Below are 25801 nucleotides of genomic sequence, written 5' to 3' on the forward strand. Positions count from 1 at the left end.
CAGGGCCCCGCACACCGTACGGCTGGTCAGCCGCAGCACCCGCCCCCGCAGCAGCCACCGCCCCCGCCGCCACCGCCGGAGGGCGCGGGGCCGCCCGTCGCCGTACCGCCGACCGCGACGGCGGACAGCAGTTTCACGGTGTCGTCGTGCCCTACGGGGCAGGCGGCGGGGGCGGAGGACTCGGCCATGGGCCGGCTGAGTTCGAACGTGTCGCCACAGGTCCGGCAGCGGTATTCGTAACGAGGCATACGGACCAGGCTAACGGCCGCCGCCACCGCCCCCGCCCCGTTCCTCCCTGATCAGTTCCACGACCCGGGCGGCGGTCGCGCGGACGGCCTCGAGCTCGGTGAGGAAGTGCCAGTAGTCGGGGTGGCGGCCGCTGTCGAGGGCGGCGACCGCCCGGTCGAGGCGGGCGACGGCGTCGTCGAGGGGGCGGGCGTGGCGTGGGTCGGGGGTGTGGCGGCCCGCCATGGCGAGGCGCTGCGCGTCGCGCACGGCGAAGCGGGCGCGCTCGATCTCCTGCCGGGGGTCCTTGGCGACGGCGTCGAGACGGCGGAGCCGCTCCCCGGCGGCGGAGACGGCCTCGGCGGTGTTGTCGAGCAGGGCACGGGCGGTGGCCAGCAGGCTGGTGGCGTCGGGCCAGCGCTGCTCCGCACGGGCCGCGGCGGCCTCCTTGAGCCTCTCCTCGGCCTGGCGGACGCTCTCGGCGGCCTGCTCGGGGACGTACTGGAGGTCTTGCCAGCAGGCGGCCGAGAAACGGCGGCGGAGCTCGGACAGGACGGGCTCGACGGCCTCGGCCCGGGTGGTGAGCGCCTCGGCGCGGGTACGGAGGGAGACCAGGCGCTTGTCGGTCTCGGCGGCGCGCTCGGGGAGCCGTTCGGCCTCGACGCGTACGGCCTCGGCGTCCCGCAGGACACGGTCGGCGCGCTGGAGGGTCTCGGGGACGCCGTGCCGCCCGGCGCCTTCGTTGAGCCTGGTGAGCTCGGGGCCGAGGGCGGCGAGCCGCGCGGCGAGATCGTCGGCGCGCAGACCGGCGCTCCGTGCCGTGTCCAGGGCGGTGCTCGCGGCTCGGAGCGCCGCTCGCGCCCGTTCGACGGCGGGGGCGAGCCGGGCGAGCTGCGTCTCGGCCTTGTCGAGCAGCGGCCCGAGCCCCTGCTCGAACCGGTCGAGCTCACCCTTGACCCGTACGAGCTCGTCCTTGGCCCGGGTCAGCTCGGTCCGGGCCCGCTGGGCTGTCCCCGTGTCGAGCTCGTCCCGGTCGAGATCGTGGGCGTCGACGGCGGTGATGTAGGCGTGGCTGACCTCGTCGATCCGGCGCCCGAGCGCGGCGAAGCCGTCGACGGCGCTACGGGCCCCGGGGGAGCTGTCGACGGCCGTGATCGTCTCGATGGAGATCCGCAGATCGCGCTGGGCGGTGTCGAGCTCGTAGAACGCGGCCGCCGCCGCGTCCTTGGCGGCCTGCGCCTCGGCCCGCTGGCTCTCCCCGCGCCCACCGAACCACCGGCGGGTGCCGCCGCCGGCGAAGGCGGCGGGCAGGAGTGCGAGCGTGAGCAGCGGAAGCGCGAGTGCGAGCCGCAGCGTGGACGTGCCTCTTGCGTGAGTCGCCGCCACGTCCCTCTCCCGTGCTGTGATCGCCGCGCTGGTCGGTCCGGTTCATTCTCCCACCAGGTAAGGACGAACACACGGGTCCTTTAGTTCGCGGTGCGGACGACGACTTCCCCGTTGTCGCTGCGCGCGGTCACGACATGGCCGCTGCCCTTCGCGGTCGGCACGTCGACGCGGACCTCGCCGTTGTCGCTGCGCCCGTCGACGTCGTAGGTCGCCTTCGGCAGGGCGATGTCGATCTCCCCGTTGTCACTGGTGGCCTCCACCCGGCGCGGTACGGCGCTGAGCGCGAGCCGTACGGCCCCGTTGTCGGCGCGGGCGACGATCTGCCGGGAGGTGGTCCGGCCCTCGACGACGACCTCCCCGTTGTCGCTGGTCAGCTCCAGCGGACCGGACGCGTCGCGCACGAGGACGGAGCCGTTGTCGGCCCGTACCGTCAGGGCGGTGTCGAACCCGTCGGCCGTCACCTCACCGTTGCCGTTCTCCACGGTGACGGCGGCCTCGCGCGGCACCTGCACCCGGTGGACGGAGTCGCAGTCGCCGGCCAGGCCGTCGCACTCGACCCGCAAGGTGAGCGTCCCGCCCTCGATCCGCCACGTCGCGTCGGGCCCGGACCCCACGAACACCCACCCGTCGACCCGCCGGCTGACCCGCACGTCATCGATGTCGGCGGGCACGAGCTCCAGCCGCGAGTTCCCGGCGTCGATCGTGAGCCTCTCCCCGGAGAACGCGAAGCTCTTCCGCTCCTCGGGCGCCCCCTCGACATCCGCACCCCCGCAACCGGCGACCCCGAGGGCGACGACGACGGCCCCGCCGACGGCGAGGAGCGTACGGATACGACGACGAGCGGCCATGACGACAAACCCCCAGGTAAAGCGCTGACTGTCCCCTCACCGTACGGCGGCCCCCACCCCCACGACGATCCGGCGACCCACCGCCCTGATGGTGGGGCTACCCCCCCGCCCGGCACGCACGGGTATCGGTTTGCGGGACCCACCCATGGGCCATGTACGCTGTTGCCTCATTCCACGGGTGCGTAGCTCAGGGGTAGAGCGCTGCTCTTACAAAGCAGATGTCGGCGGTTCGAAACCGTCCGCGCCCACCAGGAGGTAGCACGACAAAGGCCCAGGTCACCGGTACTGAACCGAGAACCTGGGCCTTGTTCGTTCCCGGGCCGAGGAGGCGGAGGAGAGGCGTCGTGCCACTGACTGGCCACTTGCCCCGTCGGACTCTGTCGGCCGGCGCCGCAGGCGGTTTCGGAGACGGTGGGGGTCAGGCGCCGCTCGTCGTGGTGGGATCGCAGGTCCTCAGCCCCGTGACGTAGTTGAGCTGCGATCCGTATCCGGCGAAGGTCGCCCACGCGCCGGGGTCGATGACGCGGCACGGGGCGGCCTGACTGTCGGTGTACTCGACCGTGACGGCGACGGGGACGTCGCAGCCGTTGACGACATGGGTGTAGCGCCAGCCCGAGTGGTGCTGCACGCACTCCGGAGGCGCGGATTCGGCGGCCGCCGCAGCGGACGGGGCGACGGTCACGGCGGTCAGGAGGCCGGCCGCGACCCCAGCGGCGAGGGCGACAGGGCGCGATATGCGCGTCGTGAGGTTTCCCATGGCCGGATCATCGAGGCGCGGGACGACCTTGCGCAAGTTTCTGCATAGGTTTTCAGTCAAGGTTCGATGTGGGTTAGTAGCCGCAGGTCATAGCGGCTTTCAGGTGTGAAAAGACTTGCGGGACTTACAGTCAACGGCCTCCGGAAGCCCATCCGCCCCAGCCGTAAACTCCGTGGATGGTCGATGACTCCCTGCGGATCACCGTGCTCGGGTCCGCCACGCCCTGCCCCCAGGCCGGGAATGCCTGCTCCGGGTACCTCGTCGAAGGGGGCGGTGTCCGGGTCTGGGTGGATGCCGGGAGTGGGACGCTCGGCGAGTTGCGGCGGTACGCCGGGCTCGCGGAGGTCGATGCCGTGTGGATCTCGCATCTGCACGCCGACCACTGCGCCGACCTGCTCACCGCCTACTACGGGCTCCTCTACGCCGACATCCGCCTCGACGCGCCCGTCCCCCTCTACGGGCCGCCGGGGATCGCCGACCGGCTGGCCGGGTTCCTGACCAACGGGTCGCGCCGGAGCCCGGTCGAAGATGCCTTCGCCGTCGAGGAGTTGTACGACGGGCACGAGGCCCGCGTCGGCGGTCTGGTGCTGCGGAGCAGGAGCGTCGAGCACGGGATGCCCGCCTTCGGGCTGCGCGTCGAGGACCGGGCGGGGCGGCGGATCGCGTACTCCGGAGACTGCGAGCCGTGCCCCGCGCTCGTCGAACTCGCCCGCGACTGCGAGCTGTTCGTCTGCGAGGCCGACGGCGAGGGGCCCGGGCACCACTCCGCCGCGCAGGCCGGGCGGTCCGCCCGCGACGCCGGTGCCGGACGCCTCGTGCTGACCCATGTCGGGCCCCGTACGGAGCCGGAGCGGGCGGTGAGGGAGGCGGCCGAGCGGTTCTCCGGCAGCGTGGAGTACGCCGCGCCCGGCGGCGTCTTCACCGTCACGCGTCGAAGTCGTACTCCAGGACGTACGACGCCGAGTCCAGCGTCATCTCGTTGAGCTCCACCGCGACCCCCGCCTCCGTGAAGGCCGTACGCCGGATGAGGATCACCGGCGTCCCGAACTCCAGCGCGAGCCGGGCCGATTCGTCGGCCGTCGGCATCCGGCAGCGGATCTCCTCGCGGAAGTGGACCGGCTGGTGCCCGAGTTCGGCGAGCCGCGCGTAGGTGCCGCCGGGCCCCGTGTCCGGCGCCGCGATCGGCGTCCCCCGGGCGAGGGAGGCCGGGAGGTACGACACCGAGAGCAGCACCGGTTTGTCGTCCAGGACGAAGCGGCGGCTGCGCACGCAGACCGGTGACTCCGGGGGCAGCGCCAGCGCCTCGGCGACCCCGGCGCTCGCCACTGCCTCGCCCACCTCGATCTGGTCCACCGCGAGCGCGCGGTCCTCGATGTCCGTCGACCAGACCGAGCTGCCCGTACCCCAGTGCTCCCGCGCCAGCCGGGGGATGCCCCGGCGGCGCAGCGGACGGAAGGCGCGGACGAAGACCCCCGCACCCCTCCGTGCCTCGGCCAGGCCCTCGTTCCGCAGCACGGACAACGCCTGGCGGGCCGTCATCCGGGCCACCTCGTACCGCGTCATGAGATCGTTCTCGCCCGGGAGCCGGTCGCCGGGGGCGAAGGCGCCTGACTGGATGGCGGTTCTCAACTCGTCGGCGATGCGCTGGTACTTCGGCCGACGACCGCTGTCCTGGTCAGTCATGGGTGGACCACTCCCTTCGTCTGCGGGACACCCTACGGCGCGCTTCTTCGCGGTGGAGCACACGTGTGCGCCGACCTGAGCGGCCGATCCGCCCATCGGGGGACTTCTCTAGAGATACGTTGACAGTGAGGGGTCACCGGGTTTCTCTGGGTGTATCTCTAGAGACCTGGGATCCGGGACGGAGGGGTTTCGTGCAGCCACTGCCCGAGGTCGGTGACCTCGTCCGCGACACCGCCACCGGGCGGGTCGGGTTCTACGTGGAGAGCGTCGCCGGCCGGTTCCTCATCCGGCCCGTCAGCGGCGGCCGCGCGTGGGAGGCCGAGCCCGTCGACGTGCAGCTCGCCACGCCCCTCCGGGAGCTGCGCGCCCGCGCCGCGGAGGTCAACGCCCGCAGCAGGCGCGCTCTCGGCACGTGAGCGGCTCCGGGCGGCAGCTGTTCGGCTGGCAGTCACCGTGGTCAGCCGGTAGCCGGTCGGTCGGCCGTGGTCAGTCGACCGTTGTCCGTCGGCAGCCGACCGTTGTCAGTGGGCCGCGTCACACTGGAGACATGTGCCGCAGCATCAAGACCCTCCGCCCGCCCGTCCTGCCCGAAGAGGCCACCGAGGACGACATCCACGCCGCCGCCCTGCAGTACGTCCGCAAGGTCTCCGGCTTCCGTGCGCCCGCCGCGCACAACCGCGAGGTCTTCGACCGGGCCGTGGACGAGATCACCCGGGCCACCGCTCGACTCCTCGACGGCCTCGAGGTACGTGGCGCGCACCGCGCCCATGGGGCCCACCGCGCCGCCGACGCGACCGGGCTCAGGAAGCCGGAGCGGGAGCCGCAGCCGGACGCTGTATGACATAGGCCGCCAGCGTTCCGGCGAGGAACAGCGCGAGGACGGAGACCCCCGCGCTGAACCAGGTCGCGCCCAGCAACTGCCCGCCCAGCCAGCCGAGGCCCACGCTGTAACCGGCCCAGGCCACGCCCGCCAGCGCCGACCAGGGAAGGAACTCCTCGATCCGGCGCTTGGTCGCGCCCGCGCCGAAGGACACCACCGACCGGCCCGCCGGGGCGAACCGCGCGATCACCACGAGCAGGCCGCCGCCCCGCGCCAGCGCCGCGCCGAGACGTTCCTGCGCGACGGTAAGCCGCCGGGACCGCGCGATGGCCCGGTCGAGCCGGGCCCCGCCCCGCCAGGCCAGCCGGTACGCCACGAAGTCGCCGAGGACCGAGGCCGTGGCCGCGCAGAGCAGCAGCGGGAGTATGGAGGGCACGTCCGGGGACGTCGCCGTGGCGGTCGCCGCCGCCGTCGCGGCCGTGATCACCAGGACCCCGCTCGGCAGCACGGGCAGGAAGACGTCGAGAAGCACCGACGTCGCCACCGCCGCGTAGATCCACGGGCCCGCGGTCAGTGACCTCAGTGACCCCATGCTGTCGAGCACGTTCACAGAGCGAGAGCGTACGCGGGGCCGTGCGGGCGGTGGGGGACGGGGTCGGCGCAGCGCCGCGCGTACGGCACGGGTATCGGGAGATCGGAACCGCCCGCCCCCGCCGTACGGCACAGAGGCCGGGAACCGCTCGCGCGGTCTCCGGCCCCTGTGGCGGTGCGGAAAGGTTACGCCGCGACCGGTGAGGGCTTCTCCTCGCTCCGGGGCGCCTCGGCGCCCCGCGCGCCGAACAGCCGGTCGAGCGCCAGCGCGCCCGGGCCCGTGAAGACCAGCAGCAGGAACGCCCAGCAGAAGAGGGCCGCGGTCTCGCCGCTGTTCTGCAGCGGGAAGAGCGCCTCGGGCTGGTGGACCGTGAAGTACGCGTACGCCATCGAGCCGGACGCGACGAACGCGGCGGTACGGGTGGCCAGGCCGGCCAGGACCAGGACACCGGCGACGAGCTGGATCGCGGCGGCGTACCAGCCCGGCCAGACGCCGGCCTCTATGGTGCCGCCGCCCATCGCACCCCCGAGGACGCCGAAGAGCGAGGCCGCGCCGTGGCAGGCGAAGAGCAGGCCGATGACGACGCGGAACAGCCCGAGCGCGTACGGCTGGGCCCGATCCAAGCGGTTGACCAGAGTGTTCATGGGGGGTGGGACTCCTTCGGTCGTGCCCGTTCGCGGGGAACGGAGCGCGGGGGACGGTACCGATGAGGCCGTCAGGTTAGGCACCCCTCACTAGTACTTGCAAGTTCAACATTCGGCTGCGACCCTTTGTGTGACCAGCGTCACTCCATGCCGAGTGACCGCTCGTCGACGGTCACCAGTCGGCCCCCGCGCCGCGCCTGATCCAGCCTCAGATGCGCCTGGCGTCCCCGGAATGCCAGCGTCATCAGCTGATTCCCGAACCACGGCCCGCCTGTCCTGCGCCAGCCGACCACCGGCCGTCCCACCCGGCCGTGCCGGGTCAGCCCCCGTCCCAGGAGCCGTCCCGCGCCGCTCCAGCCGAAGCGGAAGCCGAGGCGTATCGAGGCAGGGACCGCGTTGTGCAGCGGGGAACAGGTCAGCTGCACCACACGCGCCACCGGAGACAGCGGAGGCGCCTGAGTCGCCCGGGCCCACCGGCCCGGGGCCGTCTCGGTCGCCGCAGCCGCCCACCGCGGTTCCGCTACGTACGCGTGGTGGACGTCCCCCGACAGCACGCAGACCGTCGCCGGTGCCTGAGGCCCGCTCGCCGCCTCCGCCAGCAGCGCCGTCAGCGCCTCGAAGGACGACGGGAACGCCGCCCAGTGCTCCAGGTCCGCGCGCTGCCGCAGAGCCTCGGCGAACCGCGCCCAGCGGCCGTCGGGTCCGCCACGCTCGCCCCGGCACAGCGCCGTGCTCCACGCCTCCGCGTCATGGACGAGCGGCGGCAGCAGCCACGGCAGCGAGGTGCCGACGAGGAGATGGTCGTACGTCCCCGGGTCGGCGAGCGCCTGAGCGCGTACCCAGTCGGCCTCCGCCGGGTCGAGCATCGCGCGCGCGTCCTCCCGCAGGACGCGCGCGGCCCGCGTGTCGATCATCAGCAGCCGGGTCCGGCCGAAGTCCCTGCGGTAACTCCACCGCACCCCCGCCGGATCGGCGTCCGCCTCCGACGCGAACCGCCGTAGCCGCTCGGTGCCGTCGGGCACGGCGCACACCTCCGCGTACAGAGGGTCCGCCGCCAGTTCGGCCGGGGAGAGATTGCCGAGGTGCTGGTACACCCAGTACGACATCAGCCCGCTCAGTACGCGCTCGCGCCACCAGGGCGTGCGGCGCGTCCGCTCCAGCCAGGCGGCGCTGGTGTTCCAGTCGTCGATGATGTCGTGGTCGTCGAAGATCATGCAGCTGGGGACGGTGGAGAGCAGCCAGCGGACCTCCGGGTCTCGCCAGGACTCGTCGTAGAGCCAGGTGTACTCCTCGTACTCCCCGACCTCCGCCCCCGGAGGGTCGCGGGGATCGCGGCGGGCGGCGAGCCGTCGGCGGGTGGGAGCGGAGGTCTCGTCCGCGTACACCTGGTCGCCCAGAAGCAGCAGCACGTCGGGAAGTTCGGCGGCCGAGGGCCCCGTGGCCGCGGTCGTCCTCGGGCTCGTCGTCAAGGCCGTCGCCAGGGTGTCGAGCGCGTCCGGGCCGACGGGGTCGCGGCCGGTCGCGGGTTTCGCCGCCCAGCGGCAGGAGCCGAAGACGACCCGGAGATCGGCGTCCGGGCCGTGGGCGGGCGTGCGGATGGTGCTCGGCGGGAAGGGCGAGCCCGGTAGGGGCCAGACGCGGCGGCCGTCGAGCAGGACCTCGTACGGTGTCGCCTTGCCCGGCGTCAGGCCGGTCACGGGTATCAGGGCGTAGTGATGCCCGGCGATCTGGAACGTACGCGTCCGGCCGCCGGCGCCGTCCTCGCACCGGACTTCCGCCCCGCACGGGCGGTCGGCCTCGACCCACACCGTCGCGCTGTCGCCCGTCACCCCGTCGACGTACCGCAGCAGTGGTCCGAGTCTGAGTCCGGCCGCCATCGTTGATCCCCCTCCGTCGTCCCGCCGTACGGTACGGAACGACGGAGGGGGGCGGGAAGCGATCTCCGCTTGCTCTCAGTGTTCTCGGCGGTTCTCAGCGGCCGTTTTCTCAGCAGCCGTTGAGGACCGACTGGAGGGCGCTCTTCTCGGCCGAGTCCACGCTCAGCTTCCAGTGGTACTTCACGTGCACCCACATACGGGCGTACGTGCAGCGGTACGCGGTGCGCGGCGGCATCCACTCCGCCGGATCGAGGTCGCTCTTGGCCTGGTTGACGTTGTCGGTGACCGCGATGAGCTGCGGACGGGTCAGGTCGTTGGCGAACGCCTGCCGCTGGGAGGTCGTCCAGGAGCTGGCGCCCGAGCGCCAGGCCTCGGCGAGCGCCACGACGTGGTCGATGTCGAGGTCGGACGCGGCGGTCCAGGTGGCGCCGTCGTACTCGGAGTACCAACTTCCCCTGATGGCCGCGCAGCTGGAGTCCTGCACGACGTTCACGCCGTCCCGCTTGAGGACGACCTCGCGGGTGTTGCACGCGCCCGACTGGGTGATCCAGTGGGGGAACAGATCCCGGCTGTAGCCGGTGGAGGAACCTTCCGCCTTCACGGTGAGGGAGGCGAGGTACGAACGGGCGGTGGAGGCGCTGACCGGGGTGGGCGGGGCGGCCTGCGCGGCGGGGGCGGTGGCCAGGAGGCCGGTGAAACCGAGGGCGGCGGTGGCGGTGAGAACGCCCGCGCGGCGGGCTATGCGACGCGCGTAGACGGTGGCGGCGAGCATGCAAACTCCCTTGATGTGGGGGGGGCCTTGACCGTGCCGTCCGCGGGCGGGTGCCGGGCGGCCCGGTCATCGTGGCGGCGCCAGGTTGCGGTGGGGGGTGCGCCAGGTAACAGCGTGACGACATGAGCACGTCACATCAAGGGGTGGGGAGGGGGTGACGGAACAACAGGTTCCTGGACACGGCCTAGGGTTGGCGCGTGCTTCTGGACGTCAATGTCACTTTCGCGGTGGTTCTCGCCGTTCTGCTCGTCGTGGCCGCGGGGGTGGTCGCCGTCGCCCGGCTCGGGAGGGCCCGAGACAGCCTGGTGGCAGGCGGGCGTGCGGCCGTTCAACTCCTGGCCGTCTCCTTGGTGATCGGTTGGGTGATGCGCCATCTGCCGCTGCTGCTGGGGTTCCTGCTGCTGATGTACGGCGTCGCGGTGTGGACGGCCGGGCGGCGGATCGTCCCCTCGCCGGGGCGTGGCTGGTGGTGGGCCGGGGTGCCCCTCGCGGCGGGTGTGGCGCCGGTCGTGGGGGCGCTCGTGCTCACCGGGCTCGTACCGGTACGGGGTGTGGCGCTCATCCCGGTGACCGGCATCCTCATCGGTGGGGCGCTGACGGCCACGGTGCTCGGAGGGCGGCGCGCGCTCGACGAACTGGAGACGCGGCGGGGCGAGGTGGAGGCGGGGCTCGCGCTCGGGCTCCAGGCGCGGGAGGCCCGTCTGGAGGTGGCCCGGGAGGCGGCTTCGGACGCGCTGCTCCCCGGGCTCGACCAGACGAGGACGGTGGGCCTGGTGACGTTGCCGGGCGCGTTCGTGGGGATGCTGCTGGGCGGCGCGACCCCGTGGGAGGCGGGGGCGGTGCAGCTGTTCGTCCTGGTGGCCCTGATGGTGGTGCAGGCGGTGGCGACCGCGGTGGTCCTGGAGCTGGTGGCTCGGGGGCGGCTGGCGCGGGGGGAGTGACGGGCGGGGCGCGTGCCGGAGGCAGGGCGGTCGTGGGCGGACGCGTGCCGGCGCCAGGCGATGGCAGGCGCGCGTGCCGGCGGCAGGCGGTCGTGGGCGGGCGCGTGCCGGCGGCAGGCGGTCGTGGGCGGGCGGGTGCCTGCCTGGGCTGTGGCGGTTACGGGCGGGGCTGGGCGCGGGCGCCGGGCTCGGCCCGCGAGGCGGCTCCTACGCCAGGACCGTCAGCCGGATCGTGCCGGCCGGGTCGGCGGTGACCCGCAGGGAGGTCAGGTCCTCGACGTGGACGTCCGGGGCGAAGGCGGCCGCTCGCGGGCCCACGCCGACCACCCGCATGCCCGCCGCGCGTCCCGCCTGGATTCCGGCCTCGGAGTCCTCGAAGACCACGCAGTCCGCCGGGTCGAAGCCCAGCTCCGCCGCGCCCTTGAGGAAGCCCTCCGGATCCGGCTTGCTCGCGCCGACACACTCCGCCGTGACCCGGGTCTCCGGCATCCGCAGCGCCGCGGCGCCCATCCGGGCCCGGGCGAGAGCCGCGTCGGCCGAGGTCACCAGCGCGTGGGGCAGGGCGGCTATCGCGTCCATGAAGGCGGGGGCGCCGGCGATCGGCACGACACCGTCCAGGTCGGCGGTCTCCTCGGCCAGCATCACGCGGTTGTCCGCGTAGTTCTCCTCCATGGGCCGGTCAGGAAGAAGGACGGCCATCGTCGCGTACCCCTGGCGGCCGTGGACGACCTTGAGCGCCTGCTCGGGGTCGAGTCCGTGGCGCACCGCCCACCGGCGCCAGCAGCGCTCCACGACCGCGTCGGAGTTGACGAGGGTGCCGTCCATGTCGAGGAGCAGGGCGCGAGCGGTGAGCGTTGCCGGGGTGGTGGCGTGCATCGGGGTCTCCGAAAGGGGTGGGAGAAAACGAAGTGGACCCGCTCACCGGTCAGGGAGTGCGAGCGGGGCCACTTTGTTCCTTCACGATACAAAACGAGGTGGCCGGGCGCCACCCCGTCCCGCATGACGGATCTCACCCGCGAGTGTCAGCCTCCAGGGCGCGGCGCGTGTGGGGCCCGTACACGCCTTCCGGGTCCTCGGGGATGTACTTGTACGACTGGTAGCGCGCGACCGCGACCTCGACGTCCCTGTCGTACACGCCGTCCGCCCGGCCTTCGTACACGCCCACTTGGCGCAGGCGCTTCTGGAGCTCCCTGACCTCGGCTCCGCTGTCCCCGCGGCGCAGGGTCGGCTCGTCGGCGGTCCGGGTCGGAGCGACGGCGGGGGCGGAGCCGCTCCGGCTCGTCGACGGCGACGGCGACCGTGGACCGGCCGCACCGGTGGAGGCGGCCGTCGCGGTCCCCGAGGTGGAGGTCGAGACCGAGGCGGCCGTCGTCCGCGCGGACGGTGAGGTGGTGGGGGAGGAGGGGGATGTGGCGGGCGTGGTGGCGGTGGACGCGGAGGAGGAGGGGGACGGCGCCTCGGAGACGGCGACGTTCTCGGACGCGCTCGTGGTGACGGTGGGTACGGCCGCCCGGTCCTCGGTCTCGCCGTCACCGTCGAGGAGGCCGGCGGCGAGGGCCGCCGTGCCGATCACCGCGACGGCGACGACCGCCGCCAGCGCGACGAGCGCGCCGCGCCGACGGGTGGCGGGAAGCTCGGGCCGGTCGTCGTCCCCGAAGTCGCCCGCGAGCCGCCCATGTGCGGCCGGATCACCGACCACCCCGCCCAGCAGCAGCGTCATCGTCTCGGCCGGGTCGTCCCCGGTGGGGTACGGGTCCTGCGGCGCGGGGGCGGGTACGAGGCCGGGGGCGGGCGGCGGCGCCGGCACGATCACGGCAAGCGGCATGGTCTGCTCCGAAGGCGACTCCGGCGTCTCCGGGCCTGGCCTCATCGAAGCGCCTGGCGTGCCCCCGAGTGGCCCGGCGCCGCCCGGTATCGGACCGCCCGGCGCAGCCACGGCCTGCTGCGGCGGGAGCGGCCCCGCTCCAGCCGGCGTCGGCACGGTCTGCCCCGGCACGGTCTGCCCCGGCACGGTCTGCCCCGGCCCGAACTGCCCCGGCATGGTCTGCGCCGGCACGGTCTGCGCCGGTCCGACCAGTCCAGGTCTGGACTGCTCAGGCACGCCCGGTATCGGGCCGCCCGGCCCAGGCACGGCCTGCTGCGGCGGGAGCGGCCCCGCCCCGACCGGCCCGGTGCCCCCCGCCCCCAGCCCCGTCCGCTGCGGCGGGAGCGGCCCCGCCCCGACCGGCCCAGCACCTCCCGGCCCAGCACCTCCCGGCCCAGCACCTCCCGGCCCAGCACCTCCCGGCCCCGCCCCGACCGGCCCGGTGCCGCCCGGCCCCAGCCCCGCGCCCGCGAGCGGCCCCCAGCCCGCCGCCGTATCCCGTACGACTCCCTGCGGCAGTACTCCCTGCGGCGGAACCGGAGCGGCGCCGTATCCCGCAGCCCCCGGAACCCCTGTCCCTGCCGCCGCCGCAGTCCCCGCGGCCGGTGGTGCCGGCGGCGGCTCCAACGTCACGTACGGGCGAATCCGCAGCGGGTCGAAGTCCTCCGCCGCCGCGATCTCCGCGTGGGCGCAGGCGCAGCCCGGTCTCCGTGCACCGCATTCAGGACAGACGTGTCCGAGCACCGTGGGTTCCCTCCCCAGTTCAACTGCGAGCGATTATGCAGGCCGCCCCACGCCTGCACCTGAACAGCCGTTCTGCTCGGCAGGCCATAACCGGACATAGCGATCAGGATGGGGGGTACTGAGGACCCTCGGAGGTAAGTGCCCATGGCCCAGGAAGTACGCACGCCGGACGTCGGCGGCGGCCCCGCGCCGGGGGCGGGGCAGAGTCACCGCACCGTCGTCGTCGCGATCGGCGCGCTGCTGCTCGGCATGCTGCTCGCCGCGCTCGACCAGACCATCGTCTCCACCGCCCTGCCGACGATCGTCAGCGAACTCGGCGGCATGGAACATCTGTCGTGGGTCGTCACCGCCTACATGCTGGCGTCGACCGCCGCCACCCCGCTGTGGGGCAAGCTCGGCGACCAGTACGGCCGCAAGAAGCTCTTCCAGGCCGCCATCGTCATCTTCCTCCTCGGCTCCGCCCTCTGCGGCATCGCCCAGAACATGCCGCAGCTCATCGCCTTCCGCGGCGTCCAGGGTCTCGGCGGCGGCGGTCTCATGGTCCTGTCGATGGCGATCGTCGGCGACCTCGTCTCCCCACGCGAACGCGGAAAGTACCAAGGTCTCTTCGGCGCCGTCTTCGGTGCCACGAGCGTCCTCGGACCCCTCCTCGGAGGGCTGTTCACCGAGCACCTCTCCTGGCGCTGGGTCTTCTACATCAACCTGCCCATCGGCGTGGTGGCCCTCTTCGTGATCGCCGCCGTCCTGCACATCCCGGTCCGCGGCACCCGCCACACCATCGACTACCTCGGCACCTTCCTCATCGCCTCCGTGGCCACCTGCCTGGTCCTGGTGGCCTCCCTCGGCGGCACCACCTGGGCGTGGAGCTCCCCGCAGATCATCGGGCTCGCGGTCCTCGGAGCCGTACTCCTGGTCTGGTTCGTGTACGTCGAGAAGCGGGCCGTCGAGCCCGTCCTGCCCCTGAAGCTGTTCCGGATCAGGACCTTCACCCTCGTCTCGGTCATCAGCTTCGTCATCGGCTTCGCGATGTTCGGCGCGATGACCTATCTGCCGACCTTCCTCCAGGTGGTCCAGGGCGTCACCCCGACGATGTCCGGTGTCCACATGCTGCCGATGGTCCTCGGCATGCTCATCACCTCCACGGCGTCCGGCCAGATCGTCTCCCGCACCGGCCGCTGGAAGGTCTTCCCCATCGCCGGAACGGCCCTCACCGCCCTCGGACTGCTCCTCCTCAACGAGCTGACCGAGACCAGCTCCACCTGGGCGATGAGCGTCTACTTCTTCGTCTTCGGAGCCGGCCTCGGCCTGGTCATGCAGGTCCTCGTGCTCGTCGTGCAGAACGCCGTCTCCTACCGGGACCTGGGCGTCGCCACCTCCGGCGCCACGTTCTTCCGCTCCATCGGAGCCTCGTTCGGCGTCGCCATCTTCGGCACGATCTTCGCCAACCGGCTCACCCACAAGCTCGACGACGCCCTCGCCGGACAGAACGTGCCGCCCGGAACCGGCCCCGACCAAGTGGCCGCCGATCCGCGCGCCATCGCCGCCCTGCCGCCCGGGCTGCGCCCCTCCGTCCTGCACGCGTACGCCACCTCGATCACCGACGTGTTCCTGTACGCGGCCCCGGTCGTCCTCCTCGCCTTCGTGGTCGCCTGGTTCCTGAAGGAGGACAAGCTGCGCGGTTCCGTCACAGCCCCCGACCCCAGCCAGACCCTCGCCTCCAACCCGGTGGAGCGCTCCTCGTACGACGAGTGCGCCCGCGCCCTGTCGGTGCTCGGCTCCCGCGAGGGACGCAAGGCGATCTACGAGAAGATCACCGCGAAGGCGGGGCTCGACCTGCTGCCCGCGTCGAGCTGGCTGCTGCTGCGGATCCGCCGCCACGGCACCGTCGAGCCCGCTCGGCTGGCCGAGACCACGCCCGTACCACTGCGGTTCATCACCGAGGCGGCCCGTGAGGTCGAGGGGCGACGGCTGGCCCGCCGTGAGGGACTGCAGCTGATGCTCACGGACGAGGGGGTGGAGACGGCGGCCAGGCTGGCCACGGCGCGCGAGGAGTCGCTGGCGGAGCTGCTCGGGGACTGGTGGGGGCCGGAGCGGCCCACGGATCTCGTGAAACTGGTGGAGGAGCTGACGGCCGAACTGAGCGGCTCCGACGCGGAACGGCCGCACGCGCCCGAGCCGCCCCGCGACCACCACGTCTGACGGCGCCTGTCCCAGAGAGCGCCGTGCCGCAGGGCCCGGGCCGCCGCGCCCGCGCCCCCCACGGCGGCCGTCTACAGCTCCTTGCCGTACCAGATCTCCATGTACGGACCCTCGCAGTAAGCGGGTATCTCCAAGTACCCGTGCCGGGTGTACAGCGTGCGCGCCTCGATGAGATCAAGACGGGTGTTGAGGACCATCCGGCGCGCCCCGAGCTCGCGGGCGGCCGTCTCCAGCCGGTCGAGGAGAAGCCGCGCACCGCCGTTGCCGCGGAACGGGGGCCGGATGTACACGCGCGTCAACTCGGCGCGCTCCTCGTCCAGCATCAGCACGCCGCCGCAGGCCGCGGGCTCGTCCGCGAAGGTGCCGACCAGGAATTCACCGGTCGGCGCGGTCAGCAGCTCCGCTCCGTCGTCGGTCAGGCCCTCGTCGATCTCCGCCGCGGTCGCGGGCCGCTTCCAGTAGCGGCTCGCGACCTCGTCGTAGTAGTCGCGGCGAAGGGCGGTGGCGGCCGGGGTGTCGACGCGCTCGGGGGAGAAGTTCCAGGTCATGGCGCCATTGTGGGTGGTGCGGGTCCGGCCGCGCCTCCCCTTTACGGCCGCAGCCGATGGCCTGGGCGGGCTACTTCGGAGACGCCTGCTGGACGACCTCGAACGACCACAGCGTGGAGCCGGTCGCCGCGGGCTTCGGACGCTCCCCGCCGCCCTCGCCCCGGCCGCCGCCCTCGCCACCACCCGAAGTGCCCTGGTGGGCCGCCTTCATGGAACCGTTCATCCAGTTCTGGAAGTCCTCCTCGCTGCGCCAGCGGGTGTACACCAGGTACTGGTCGGTGCCCTCCACGGGGCGCAGCAGCTCGAACCACTCGAAGCCGTCGGAGCCCTCTACGGCCCCGGCCCGCGAGGCGAAGCGCTGCTCCAGCACCTCACGCTGCTCGGCCGGCACGGTCAGGACATTGATCTTCACGATGCTCATGGGGGGCAGGATATGGCCGACGCGGAACTGGCGACGCATACGGATGCCATTCGGGCGCTCGCCGCGCGGTGGCTGCCCCGGCTCGGCGAAGACGACTTCGTCTGCTCGCCGGCCGGGCTGTGGCTGGGCCTCGCGGCCGTCGCCTCCGGCGCCCGTACGCGGACTGCCGAGGAGCTGCGGGAGCTGCTCGGCGTCGAGGGCGAGGCGGCCGCCGAGGCGGTGACCGCCGCGGTACGGCGGCTCGGGCGGACCGACGGGCTCACGGTGGCGACCGGCGTGTGGAGCAGGGTGCCGGTGCTGCCCGCCTTCCGCCGGGGGCTGCCCGGCGTCGGCTTCGGCACCCTGGCCGACGGGACCGCGCAGAACGCGCTCGACTCCTGGGTGGCGCGGGCCACCGGCGGCCTGATCGACCGGCTGCCGCTCGACCTGGACGGCTCCGAGGACCTGGTGCTGGTCGACGCCCTCGCGCTCCGGGCGTCCTGGCTCACGGCGTTCCCGGTCGCGGGGACGCGGGACGAGCCGTTCACGGACGGGCGCGGCGCCACCACCTCCGTACCGACCATGCACCGGCGGATCCCGGCGTCGTGGGCATGGCGGGTCGGCGGGGCGACCGTCGTCGAGCTGCCGTGCGCGGGCGAGGAAGGCGGCGCCGTGCGGGTGCGGTTCGTCCTCGGCGCGGACGGCGACGGACCCGCCGAGGCGCTGGCGGCCGCCTGGGCGGGGGCCGGGGCGCGCGAGCGGCTGAGGGCCGACGGTGTCGAACTCGCCCTGCCGCGCTTCTCGTTGCGTACCAGGACCGATGTGTACGAGCAGTTGCCCGCGCTCGGCATCACCCGGGCCGTCCGTCCGGACGCCGACTTCTCCGGGCTCTCGGCGCACGGGCTCCTTCTCGCCAAGGTCGTTCAGGAGGCCCTCGTCGAGGTCGCGGAGCAGGGCGTGGAGGCCTCTGCGGTCACGGTCGTCGCCATGTCCCGCAGCGCCGCCTCGCCCCGGCGGGAGGTGATCGAGGAGATCGCCTTCGACCGCCCCTTCGGCGTCGTGGTGCTCGACGCCTCGGGCGAGGTGCCGCTCTTCACCGGCTGGCGATCGAGCGCTCCCACCGCGACGAGGCCCTGAGGGGTCTTTGCCGACCGGACCCAGCGCCCGATCCGCCCGCCGCGACGAGGCCCTGAGGGGCCCTTGCCGACCGGGCCCGGCGCCCGATCCGGCCGCCGCCTCCACCGCCGTCTCGGCCCGGGCCCGGCGCCCTACCCCACCACGCGGGCCAGGAGCAGGCCGTCGTAGCCCTTGGTGCCCACCGTCTGGACGGCGGTCGCGTCCAGGCGGGGCTCGCGTGAGACGAGTTCGATCATTTCGCGCGTGCCGGTGATCGCCGCGTCGTCCGGGTCCGCGACGGCGACCTTCCCGCCCCGCACCACGTTGTCGACGATGATCAGCGTGCCCGGGCGGGAGAGCTTCAGCGCCCAGGACACGTAGTGGGCGTTGTTCGCCTTGTCGGCGTCGATGAAGACGAGGTCGAACGGGCCCGCGCCCTCCGCCTCCAGGCGCGGGAGGGTGTCCAGGGCCGCGCCCGTGCGGACCTCGACCTTCTTGTCGAGACCGGCGCGGGCGATGTTGGCGCGGGCCACGTCGGCGTGGGCCGGGTCGTACTCCAGGGTGATCAGCCTGCCGTCGGCGGGCAGCGCGCGGGCCAGCCAGATCGTGCTGTAGCCGCCGAGCGTGCCGATCTCCAGGATCGTGCGGGCGCCCATCGTCGTGGCGAGCAGGTTCAGCAGCTTGCCCTGGTTGGGCGCGACCGCGATCTCGGGCAGCCCGGCGGCCTTGGAGTCCGCGAGGGCGGCGGCGAGCGCCTCGTCGGCCGGGGCGAGCAGATCGGTGAAGTAGCGGTCGACATTGGTCCATTGGTCGTTGGTCATACGGCCGAACGTACCCCGGCGCGTTGCCGCCGTACCCGTACCGCCACGGTCGCCGCCACACCCGCCACCAGGACGCCGGACACCGTCAGGAGCCACACCGGGACGGCGCCGACCGTGAGCAGCCGGTCCGTGTAAACGATCTCCCGGTACGGGGTGTCGGAGACGGTCCTCAGTTCGTGGTCGCCGTCGATCCGCGAGGGCTCGGGGAACTTCTGGTCGAGGGCGGTGAGATAGACCCGGTCCGTGCCGCCGGTCAGGCCGGCGACCGCGCCCTCCGGTGCGATCGGGCCCGCGAACCGCACCTCGGGCCGCGCCCCGCCGATGGTGCCGCGCGGCTCCATGCGGTGGTCAGCGAGCACGTACAGGCCGAGGGACTGGGGCGTCTTCGCCAGCCGCGAGAGCCGCATCGGGTAGACGAGCGTGTCGCTGGTGAAACGGATCTTCAAGGGGTCGAGCTCGCCTCGCAGCACCGTTCCCTCGGCGTCGGGTGCGAGGCGCACGGCGACGTACTCCCACTCCTTCTCGACGTACGGCTTCAGTTCGGTCGCCAGCCGGTCGGACAGCTCGAAGCCGTTCTGTTCCAGCCAGCCGCTGAGCGCCTTCGGGTCCGTCGCGGTCAGCCGCGCCACGTCGAAGGGGCCGAGCCGCTCGCGTCCGACGACGCCGACGTCGGTGGCGCTCGCGCTGGGCGGGGCGGCGCCCGCGCCGTCCATGTCGCGGTCGGCGAAGGGCCAGTCGTCCCCGCGCGGCCAGAAGTAGGACCGGTCCCTGTACTCGGGCCGGGTGAGCCGTTCGAGCTCGTCGAAGAGCGCGCCGTCGCCGAGTGCGACCTCGGCCCGGCTCGGTACGGGCATGATCCAGGCGGCCCGCTCGGCGTTCCCGCGCACGGTGAACCGCATGACGATCTCTTCCGTACGGCCGTCCCAGCGCACGGCCGAGGTCTCCCGGTCCACGCCGATCCGCTGGTCGCGGTCGGAGACCATGGCTCCGCAGCCGCAGGCGTACGCCGGGGCCACGAGCGAGCCGAGCTGGAGCGCGAGCAGCGCGACGATCATGGCCAGAATTCTGTGTTTCCCCCGCATGCGAGGTCAGACGCGACGCACACAGCTCCGGTTCCGGGGCGGCCCCCGCCCCCGCCTCCGGCCCCCGCCCCCGGCCTCAGCCGGTCACCCGGACCCGCAGCTCCTTGATGCCGTTGAGCCAGGCCGCCCGCAGGCGGCGCGGTTCGCCCGCCAGGGCCAGATCGGGCAGCTCGTCCGCGAGGGCGTTGAAGATCAGCTCGATCTCGTTGACGGCCAGGGACTTGCCGAGGCAGAAGTGCGGGCCTCCGCCGCCGAAGCCGAGGTGCGGGTTGGGGTCGCGGGTGATGTCGAAGGTCTCCGGGCGTTCGAAGACCTCGGGGTCGTTGTTGGCGGAGGAGTAGAAGAGCCCCAGCCGGTCGCCCTTGCCGATCTTCTGCCCGCCGAGCTCGGTGTCCTGGGTCGCCGTCCGCTGGAAGGAGGTCACCGGGGTCGCCCAGCGCACGATCTCCTCGGCGGCGGTGGCGGGCCGCTCGCGTTTGAAGAGCTCCCACTGGTCGGGATGGGTGAGGAAGGCGTGCATGCCGTGGCTGATGGCGTTACGGGTGGTCTCGTTGCCGGCCACCGCGAGGAGCAGGACGAAGAAGCCGAACTCGTCGGAGGAGAGGTTGCCCTGGCCCTCGGCGGCGACCAGCTGGGACACGATGTCCTTGGCCGGGCACTCCTTGCGGGCCGCGGCCAGGTTCATCGAGTACCCGATGAGCTCCATGGCGGCCTCGGCGCCGATCTCCTCGGTGATGGCGTACTCGGGGTCGTCGTACGCGATCATCTTGTTCGACCAGTCGAAGATCCGGGAGCGGTCCTCCTGCGGTACGCCGATGAGTTCGGCGATCGCCTGGAGCGGGAGCTCGACGGCGACCCGGGTGACGAAGTCGAAGGTGCCGTCCGCGCCGGCGTTCCGCTTCGCCTCCTCGACGATCGTCCGGGCTCGCTCGCGCAGCGCCGTCTCCAGGTTCCGTATCGCGCGCGGGGTGAAGCCGCGCTGGACGATCTGGCGGACGCGGGTGTGCTCCGGCGGATCCATGTTGAGCATGATCAGCTTCTGGACCTCGATCTGGTCCCGGGTGATGTGCTCGTTGAAGCGGATGACGGCCGTGTTCTCGGTGGAGGAGAACAACTCGGGTCGGGTGGAGACGTACTTGACGTCCGCGTGCCGGGTGACGGCCCAGTAGCCCTCGTCGTCGAAGCCCGTGACGCCGCGCGGCTGGGGGCACCACCAGACCGGGGCGGTCTGCCGCAGCCGCGCGAACTCCGGGTGGGGGATGCGGCTCTGGAGCAGGTCGGGGTCGGTGGCGTCGAAACCTTCGGGGAGGTGAGGGCAGGTCATCGGCAGCACTCTCCATGTCGGGACGCGCATGACTGACGGTCCATCAGAAGGCGGAAGGTGCCGGAAAGGTAGTAACGGGTTCTACAAGTGGCAAGGGCCCCGGCGGGATCTGTTGCCGGGAAGAGGCGCACGAGGGTGCGTGCACGACCCTTGCGTACCGGCGGTAGCAGTCATAAGACTGCACAGAGAACTAGAACGCGTACTAGTTCCCTGTGGCGGAGTGCCGGGACACCCCGCCAGGGCGAGGAGAGGACGAGCTCATGGCCGCGGAACCCGTCATCGTCGAAGCCGTACGCACTCCCATCGGCAAGCGCGGAGGCGCGCTCGCCAATCTGCACCCCGCCTACCTCCTGGGGGAGACCTACCGCGAACTCCTCGGACGCACCGGCATCCAAGCCGACTGCGTCGAGCAGATCGTCGGCGGTACGGTCACCCACGCCGGCGAGCAGTCCATGAACCCCGCCCGCAACGCCTGGCTCGCCATGGGGCTGCCCTACGAGACCGCCGCCACCACCGTCGACTGCCAGTGCGGCTCCTCGCAGCAGGCGAGCCACATGGTCGCCAACATGATCGCGTCCGGGGTCATCGACGTCGGCATCAGCTGCGGTGTGGAGGCGATGTCCCGCGTCCCCCTCGGCTCCGGTTCCAAGCACGGCCCGGGAAAGCCCTGGCCCGACGAGTGGAACGTCGACCTGCCCAACCAGTTCGAGGCCGCCGAGCGCATCGCCCGGCGGCGCGGGCTCACCCGTGAGCGGGTCGACTCGCTCGGCCTGCTCTCCCAGGAGCGCGCCGCCGTCGCCTGGTCCGAGGAGCGTTTCAAGCGCGAGACCTTCGCCGTCCAGGTCCCCACCACCGAGGAGGAGCAGGCCGCCGGTCAGGGCATGTGGCGGCTCGTCGACCGCGACGAGGGGCTGCGGGACACCAGCATGGAGGCGCTCGGCCGGCTCAAGCCGGTGATGCCGACCGCCGTCCACACCGCCGGGAACTCCTCCCAGATCTCCGACGGCGCCTGCGCCCTGATGTGGGCGTCCAAGCGCATGGCCCGCGCGCTCAAACTGCGGCCCCGCGCCCGGATCGTCGCCCAGGCCCTCGTCGGCTCGGAACCGCACTTCCACCTCGACGGGCCCATCGACGCCACCCGCGCCGTCCTCGGGAAGGCCGGGATGTCGCTCAAGGACATCGACCTCGTCGAGATCAACGAAGCCTTCGCCTCGGTCGTGCTCAGCTGGGCGCAGGTCTTCGAGGACGACCTGGACGGGCTGACGAAGGTCAACGTCAACGGCGGCGCGATCGCCCTCGGTCACCCCGTCGGCGCGACCGGGGCCCGGCTCATCACGACCGCCCTGCATGAACTGGAGCGTACGGACAAGGAGTTCGCGCTGATCACCATGTGCGCGGGCGGGGCGCTGGCCACTGGCACCATCATCCAGCGGCTGTAAGGGCTGTAAGGGCTGTAAGGGCTGTAAGGGCTGTAAGGGCTGTAAGGGCTGGAGAGGCTTCAAACCCGGGGCTGGGGAGAACGCGGCAGGCCCCGCACCTCCCGAAGGGAGGGGCGGGGCCGTGCGGAAGGCGGCTGCCGGCTGTTTCTTAGTACCAGCCGTTGGCCTGCCAGAACGCCCAGGCGGCGTTCGGGCTGCCGTAGCGCTCGTTCATGTAGTTCAGGCCCCACTTGATCTGCGTGGCCGGGTTGGTCTTCCAGTCGGAGCCGGCCGAGGCCATCTTCGTGGCCGGCAGGGCCTGGACCAGGCCGTAGGCGCCGCTGGAGGAGTTGGTCGCGGTGTGGTTCCAGCCGGACTCGTGCGACACGATCTTGCTGAACGCCTGGTACTGCGAAGCAGGAACGATCTGCTTGGCAATCTCCTGCGGGGTCGCGGCCGAGGCCGAGGCCGTCGTGCCCAGCACCGCGCCCGAGGCGCCCAGCAGCACGGCTGCGGAGGCGGCGACGGTCTTCTTGCGGGCGGAGACACGAGTGGCGATGGAGCGGAACAACGTAGACACCTAACGTCGGGAACATGGTCTTCGCCGGGCGTTTCAGGCAAGCCGGAACCAGAGCCCGGGGATCCGGGAACCGTGGGGAATCGGCCTGTCCGAGGAGCTGCGCTGAGCGCCGGCTGCCTGGCGACGTCCACCAGACAAGCAGGCTCGGCAGGCCGTGGCAACGACCCCGTGTACTACCGCCCATCGCACTCGCGGCGAAGGGCCCGGGACCCATGGACCGGGAGTTTTCGCAGATCGTGTGCGTATGTGGGTGATATGGGCGGGGTGTCCGTCTCCTATTCCGGGCCGTACGTGACGTAGGTCCTGTGGGGCGCCTCACCGTCCGGGGGCCTTCGAGCGGCCTCGAATGTGACCTGGGCCTCGAAGTTCGCGCGTCGAGTGGCCCGCCGCAGCGCCTTGAGGAGCGGCCCGCCGACGGTCAGCGTCAGGACGACGGTCAGCGCGGCCCGGCCCAGGTCCCAGCCGAGCGAGGTCGCCAGGACGTACGCGGTGAACCGCGCCAGGTTCTCCCCCACCGGATCGCCCGGCTGGAACGAGACGCCCGACGCCAGGCCGGGCACGATCACCCAGCCGTACAGATTCATGACCGTGCCGTACGCGAACGCCGCCAGGAACCCGTACAGGGACAGCATCAGCAGCTCGCCCCGGCCGCGGAGGCGGTCCGCGCCCGGCAGCAGCCCGGCGCCCATCGTGAACCACCCCATCGACAGCATCTGGAACGGCATCCACGGCCCCACACCGCCCGTGAGCAGGGCGGACGCGAACATCGTCACCGAGCCGAGGACGAAGCCGAAGCCCGGGCCGAGGACCCGGCCGCTGAGCACCATCAGGAAGAACATCGGCTCCAGACCGGCGGTCCCTGCGCCCAAGGGCCGCAGGGCCGCCCCGACGGCGGCCAGCACCCCCAGCATCGCGACCGCCTTCGCGTCCAGGCCGCCGTCGGCGATGGTCGCCACGACCACGGCGACGAGAAGCGGGAGCAGGGCGGCGAAGAGCCAGGGCGCGTCGGCGGAGTGCGAGCCGACGGCCGAGCCGGAGTCGGCGAGCAGCGGCCAGCCGAAGGCGATGACGCCGACGACGGAGATCAGGACGAGGGCGGCGATCGAGCGGGGGCCGAGGCGGATCGGCCGCGACGACGTGCTCACAGCTCCGCCAGGTGCGGGGCGACCTGTTCGACCGTGAGCCAGGGGCGCGGGGCGAGGATCTTCGCCACCTGCGGGGAGAACGCGGGGGAGGAGACGACGACCTCGGCGGTCGGCCCGTCCGCGACGACCTCGCCGCCCGCGAGGATCACCACCCGGTGCGCCAGCTCGGCGGCCAGCTCCACGTCGTGCGTGGCGAGGACGATGGCGTGCCCCTCGGCGGCGAGGGTGCGCAGGTGCGCGACGAGACGGGCCTTGGCGGCGTAGTCGAGCCCCCGCGTCGGCTCGTCGAGGAGGAGGAGCGGGGGGCGCCCGGTGAGGACGACGGCGAGGGCGAGCGCGAGACGCTGCCCCTCGGACAGGTCGCGCGGGTGCGTGTCGTCCGCGACCCCCGGAAGGAGCTCGGACACCAGCGCCCGGCAGCTCCCCGGCCGGGCGCCTGCGTCCGCGTCGGCGGCGGCGCACTCGGCGGCGACCGTGTCGGCGTACAGCAGGTCACGCGGCTCCTGCGGTACGAGACCGACCTGGCGGATCAGCTCGCGCGGGTCGGTCCGGTGCGGGACGCGCCCGCCGACGAGCACGGCCCCGGAGGTCGGCGTGACCATGCCGACGAGGGAGGCGAGGAGCGTGGACTTCCCGGCGCCGTTACGGCCCATGAGGGCGACGGTCTCTCCGGCGTCGAGGCGCAGGTCGACGCGCCGGAGGGCCTCGACGCGGCCACGGCGGACGCCGAGCGCGTCGACGGCGACGAGACGGCCGGCCGCGACGGGGCCGCCGACCGGGCGCCGCCGCCGGGGCGACTTCAGCCACGCCGGCGTGCGAGGCACGGGGGCCTGGGGCCGGAGCTCCCCGTTACGGGACGGGACGGGGCGGCGGAGAAGCCCCGCAGGGCCCGCCCCCGGCTCCCGGTCGGTCCCCGGCTCCCGGTCGGTCCCCGGCTTCTGGTCGGTCCCCGGCTCGCGGTCGGTCCCCGGCTTCTGGTCCGTGCTCGGTTTGCGGTCGGTCCCCGGCCCCCGGTCGCTCCCCGGCTCCCGCCCCGTCCCCGGCTCGCGGCCCGTCCCCGGCTCGCGGCCCGTCCCCGGCTCCCGCCCCGTCCCCGGCTCCCGCCCCGTCCCCGGCTCGCGGCCCGTCCTCGGCTCGCGGCCCGTCCTCGGCTCGCGGCCCGTCCTCGGCTCGCGGCCCGTCCTCGGCTCCCGGCCCGTCCCCGGCTCCCGGCCCGCCAGGGCCTCCCGCAGCGCGCTCGCACGCCGTCGCGCGTCCCGGACCGTCAGGGGCAGCGGGGACCACCCCGCCAGGCGGCCCAGCTGGACCACCGGCGGGCAGACCGGGGAGACGGCCATGATGTCCGCCGGCGGGCCCATCACCCCCTCCGGCAGCAGAAGGACCTGGTCCGCGTACTGCACCACCCGCTCCAGGCGGTGCTCGGCCATCAGGACCGTCGTTCCCAGGTCGTGGACCAGGCGCTGCAGCACCGCGAGGACGTCCTCCGCAGCCGCCGGGTCCAGGGCGGACGTCGGCTCGTCGAGGACCAGGACCTTCGGGTGCGGGGTCAGCACCGAGCCGATCGCGACCCGCTGCCGCTGGCCGCCCGACAGCGTGGCGATCGGACGGTCGCGCAGCTCCGCCAGGCCCAGCAGGTCCAGCGTCTCCTCCACCCGGCGACGCATCACCCCCGGCGCCAGGCCCAGGGACTCCATCCCGTACGCCAGCTCGTCCTCGACCGTGTCCGTGACGAAGTGCGCGAGCGGATCCTGGCCCACCGTGCCGACGACGTCGGCCAGTTCACGCGGCTTGTGCGTCCGTGTGTCGCGGCCCGCGACCGTGACCCGGCCCGTCAGCGTCCCGCCCGTGAAGTGCGGGACGAGCCCGGACACCGCGCCGAGCAGCGTCGACTTCCCGACCCCGGAGGGGCCGACGAGAAGGACCAGTTCGCCCTCGGGGACGGTCAGGTCCACCTCGCGAAGGGTGGGCGCGTCGGCGTCCGCGTACGTCACCGAGACGTTCTCGAAGCGGATCAC

The 25801-nt window shown here is 73.0% G+C and carries 26 protein-coding genes and 1 tRNA gene; 8 read left to right on the forward strand and 19 right to left on the reverse strand.

Going from position 1 to position 25801, the window contains the following annotated elements; translation table 11 throughout:
• Positions 1 to 26 precede the first annotated feature (26 nt).
• From ACIRB4_RS07085 to ACIRB4_RS07095, 3 genes are all read right to left on the reverse strand, one after another.
• Positions 27 to 248, reverse strand: a complete 222-nt coding sequence (locus ACIRB4_RS07085) for a zinc ribbon domain-containing protein (RefSeq protein WP_403288996.1) — start codon at positions 246 to 248, stop codon at positions 27 to 29.
• A 10-nt stretch (positions 249 to 258) separates the two neighbouring features.
• Positions 259 to 1611 carry a hypothetical protein gene (locus tag ACIRB4_RS07090; protein WP_403288998.1) on the reverse strand — a complete coding sequence of 451 codons (1353 nt, stop codon included), beginning with the start codon at positions 1609 to 1611 and terminating at the stop codon, positions 259 to 261.
• Positions 1612 to 1691: 80 nt separating this feature from the next.
• On the reverse strand, positions 1692 to 2459 hold the full coding sequence (locus tag ACIRB4_RS07095) for a DUF4097 family beta strand repeat-containing protein (RefSeq protein WP_403288999.1): 768 nt from the start codon (positions 2457 to 2459) through the stop codon (positions 1692 to 1694).
• Positions 2460 to 2635: 176 nt separating this feature from the next.
• Here ACIRB4_RS07095 and ACIRB4_RS07100 point away from each other — a divergent pair.
• Positions 2636 to 2710 (forward strand) — tRNA-Val (locus ACIRB4_RS07100).
• A 167-nt stretch (positions 2711 to 2877) separates the two neighbouring features.
• Here ACIRB4_RS07100 and ACIRB4_RS07105 read toward each other — a convergent pair.
• Positions 2878 to 3216, reverse strand: a complete 339-nt coding sequence (locus ACIRB4_RS07105; RefSeq protein WP_403289000.1) for an alpha-amylase — start codon at positions 3214 to 3216, stop codon at positions 2878 to 2880.
• A 176-nt stretch (positions 3217 to 3392) separates the two neighbouring features.
• On the opposite strand from ACIRB4_RS07105, the gene ACIRB4_RS07110 reads away from it, so the two are divergent.
• Positions 3393 to 4199, forward strand: a complete 807-nt coding sequence (locus tag ACIRB4_RS07110) for an MBL fold metallo-hydrolase (RefSeq protein ID WP_403289001.1) — start codon at positions 3393 to 3395, stop codon at positions 4197 to 4199.
• Here ACIRB4_RS07110 and ACIRB4_RS07115 read toward each other — a convergent pair.
• Entirely contained in the window at positions 4141 to 4899 is a 759-nt protein-coding gene (locus ACIRB4_RS07115) for a GntR family transcriptional regulator (RefSeq protein WP_403289002.1), read from the reverse strand. The two genes, ACIRB4_RS07110 and ACIRB4_RS07115, sit on opposite strands and share 59 nt — an antisense overlap.
• A gap of 191 nt (positions 4900 to 5090) precedes the next feature.
• Between ACIRB4_RS07115 and ACIRB4_RS07120 the strand changes: the two genes are divergently transcribed.
• Positions 5091 to 5315: a hypothetical protein gene (locus tag ACIRB4_RS07120; RefSeq protein ID WP_403289003.1), complete on the forward strand. Its 225-nt coding sequence runs from the start codon at positions 5091 to 5093 to the stop codon at positions 5313 to 5315.
• Positions 5316 to 5446: 131 nt separating this feature from the next.
• On the forward strand, positions 5447 to 5740 hold the full coding sequence (locus tag ACIRB4_RS07125; protein ID WP_403289004.1) for a DUF2277 domain-containing protein: 294 nt from the start codon (positions 5447 to 5449) through the stop codon (positions 5738 to 5740).
• On the opposite strand, the gene ACIRB4_RS07130 is transcribed toward ACIRB4_RS07125, so the two are convergent.
• From ACIRB4_RS07130 to ACIRB4_RS07145, 4 genes are all read right to left on the reverse strand, one after another.
• On the reverse strand, positions 5700 to 6311 hold the full coding sequence (locus tag ACIRB4_RS07130) for a DedA family protein (protein WP_403289627.1): 612 nt from the start codon (positions 6309 to 6311) through the stop codon (positions 5700 to 5702). The two genes, ACIRB4_RS07125 and ACIRB4_RS07130, sit on opposite strands and share 41 nt — an antisense overlap.
• A gap of 185 nt (positions 6312 to 6496) precedes the next feature.
• Entirely contained in the window at positions 6497 to 6946 is a 450-nt protein-coding gene (locus tag ACIRB4_RS07135) for a DoxX family protein (RefSeq protein WP_403289629.1), read from the reverse strand.
• A 149-nt stretch (positions 6947 to 7095) separates the two neighbouring features.
• Positions 7096 to 8832: an alkaline phosphatase D family protein gene (locus ACIRB4_RS07140; protein ID WP_403289005.1), complete on the reverse strand. Its 1737-nt coding sequence runs from the start codon at positions 8830 to 8832 to the stop codon at positions 7096 to 7098.
• 109 nt (positions 8833 to 8941) lie between these two features.
• Positions 8942 to 9604: an HNH endonuclease family protein gene (locus tag ACIRB4_RS07145; protein ID WP_403289006.1), complete on the reverse strand. Its 663-nt coding sequence runs from the start codon at positions 9602 to 9604 to the stop codon at positions 8942 to 8944.
• A gap of 197 nt (positions 9605 to 9801) precedes the next feature.
• Between ACIRB4_RS07145 and ACIRB4_RS07150 the strand changes: the two genes are divergently transcribed.
• Complete coding sequence (locus ACIRB4_RS07150; RefSeq protein ID WP_403289007.1) at positions 9802 to 10545, forward strand: ABC transporter permease; 744 nt, start codon at positions 9802 to 9804, stop codon at positions 10543 to 10545.
• 207 nt (positions 10546 to 10752) lie between these two features.
• On the opposite strand, the gene ACIRB4_RS07155 is transcribed toward ACIRB4_RS07150, so the two are convergent.
• Both ACIRB4_RS07155 and ACIRB4_RS07160 read right to left on the reverse strand, forming a co-directional pair.
• Positions 10753 to 11421: an HAD-IA family hydrolase gene (locus ACIRB4_RS07155; RefSeq protein WP_403289008.1), complete on the reverse strand. Its 669-nt coding sequence runs from the start codon at positions 11419 to 11421 to the stop codon at positions 10753 to 10755.
• Between the two features lie 133 nt (positions 11422 to 11554).
• Positions 11555 to 12370: a peptidoglycan-binding protein gene (locus ACIRB4_RS07160; protein ID WP_403289010.1), complete on the reverse strand. Its 816-nt coding sequence runs from the start codon at positions 12368 to 12370 to the stop codon at positions 11555 to 11557.
• Positions 12371 to 13297: 927 nt separating this feature from the next.
• Between ACIRB4_RS07160 and ACIRB4_RS07165 the strand changes: the two genes are divergently transcribed.
• Positions 13298 to 15352, forward strand: coding sequence for a DHA2 family efflux MFS transporter permease subunit (locus ACIRB4_RS07165; protein ID WP_403289011.1), 2055 nt, complete (start codon positions 13298 to 13300; stop codon positions 15350 to 15352).
• Positions 15353 to 15423: 71 nt separating this feature from the next.
• Here the strand turns inward: ACIRB4_RS07165 and ACIRB4_RS07170 are convergent, their stop codons facing one another.
• Together ACIRB4_RS07170 and ACIRB4_RS07175 are read right to left on the reverse strand one after the other, a co-directional pair.
• Entirely contained in the window at positions 15424 to 15900 is a 477-nt protein-coding gene (locus ACIRB4_RS07170) for a GNAT family N-acetyltransferase (protein ID WP_403289012.1), read from the reverse strand.
• Positions 15901 to 15970: 70 nt separating this feature from the next.
• Entirely contained in the window at positions 15971 to 16321 is a 351-nt protein-coding gene (locus tag ACIRB4_RS07175; protein ID WP_403289013.1) for an antibiotic biosynthesis monooxygenase family protein, read from the reverse strand.
• Between the two features lie 12 nt (positions 16322 to 16333).
• Here ACIRB4_RS07175 and ACIRB4_RS07180 point away from each other — a divergent pair, with 12 nt between their 5' ends.
• Positions 16334 to 17437, forward strand: coding sequence for a serpin family protein (locus ACIRB4_RS07180; RefSeq protein ID WP_403289014.1), 1104 nt, complete (start codon positions 16334 to 16336; stop codon positions 17435 to 17437).
• 131 nt (positions 17438 to 17568) lie between these two features.
• On the opposite strand, the gene ACIRB4_RS07185 is transcribed toward ACIRB4_RS07180, so the two are convergent.
• The 3 genes from ACIRB4_RS07185 to ACIRB4_RS07195 form a co-directional block, all read right to left on the reverse strand.
• Positions 17569 to 18237: an O-methyltransferase gene (locus tag ACIRB4_RS07185; RefSeq protein ID WP_403289015.1), complete on the reverse strand. Its 669-nt coding sequence runs from the start codon at positions 18235 to 18237 to the stop codon at positions 17569 to 17571.
• Positions 18234 to 19292, reverse strand: a complete 1059-nt coding sequence (locus tag ACIRB4_RS07190) for a DUF2330 domain-containing protein (protein WP_403289016.1) — start codon at positions 19290 to 19292, stop codon at positions 18234 to 18236. Before ACIRB4_RS07190 ends, ACIRB4_RS07185 begins: the two co-directional genes overlap by 4 nt.
• A gap of 103 nt (positions 19293 to 19395) precedes the next feature.
• Positions 19396 to 20643 carry a cytochrome P450 gene (locus tag ACIRB4_RS07195; protein ID WP_403289017.1) on the reverse strand — a complete coding sequence of 416 codons (1248 nt, stop codon included), beginning with the start codon at positions 20641 to 20643 and terminating at the stop codon, positions 19396 to 19398.
• A gap of 260 nt (positions 20644 to 20903) precedes the next feature.
• Here ACIRB4_RS07195 and ACIRB4_RS07200 point away from each other — a divergent pair, with 260 nt between their 5' ends.
• On the forward strand, positions 20904 to 22082 hold the full coding sequence (locus tag ACIRB4_RS07200) for a steroid 3-ketoacyl-CoA thiolase (protein WP_403289019.1): 1179 nt from the start codon (positions 20904 to 20906) through the stop codon (positions 22080 to 22082).
• Between the two features lie 148 nt (positions 22083 to 22230).
• Here ACIRB4_RS07200 and ACIRB4_RS07205 read toward each other — a convergent pair whose 3' ends face one another.
• The 3 genes from ACIRB4_RS07205 to ACIRB4_RS07215 all read right to left on the reverse strand — a co-directional run bounded on the left by ACIRB4_RS07205 (position 22231) and on the right by ACIRB4_RS07215 (position 25801).
• Entirely contained in the window at positions 22231 to 22632 is a 402-nt protein-coding gene (locus ACIRB4_RS07205; RefSeq protein ID WP_403289630.1) for a transglycosylase SLT domain-containing protein, read from the reverse strand.
• Positions 22633 to 22916: 284 nt separating this feature from the next.
• Entirely contained in the window at positions 22917 to 23786 is an 870-nt protein-coding gene (locus tag ACIRB4_RS07210; protein WP_403289020.1) for an ECF transporter S component, read from the reverse strand.
• Positions 23783 to 25801 carry an ATP-binding cassette domain-containing protein gene (locus ACIRB4_RS07215; RefSeq protein WP_403289021.1) on the reverse strand — a complete coding sequence of 673 codons (2019 nt, stop codon included), beginning with the start codon at positions 25799 to 25801 and terminating at the stop codon, positions 23783 to 23785. Before ACIRB4_RS07215 ends, ACIRB4_RS07210 begins: the two co-directional genes overlap by 4 nt.

This window comes from Streptomyces sp. NPDC093600 (genome assembly GCF_044764755.1).
In the GTDB taxonomy this organism is placed as follows: Bacteria; Actinomycetota; Actinomycetes; order Streptomycetales; family Streptomycetaceae; genus Streptomyces.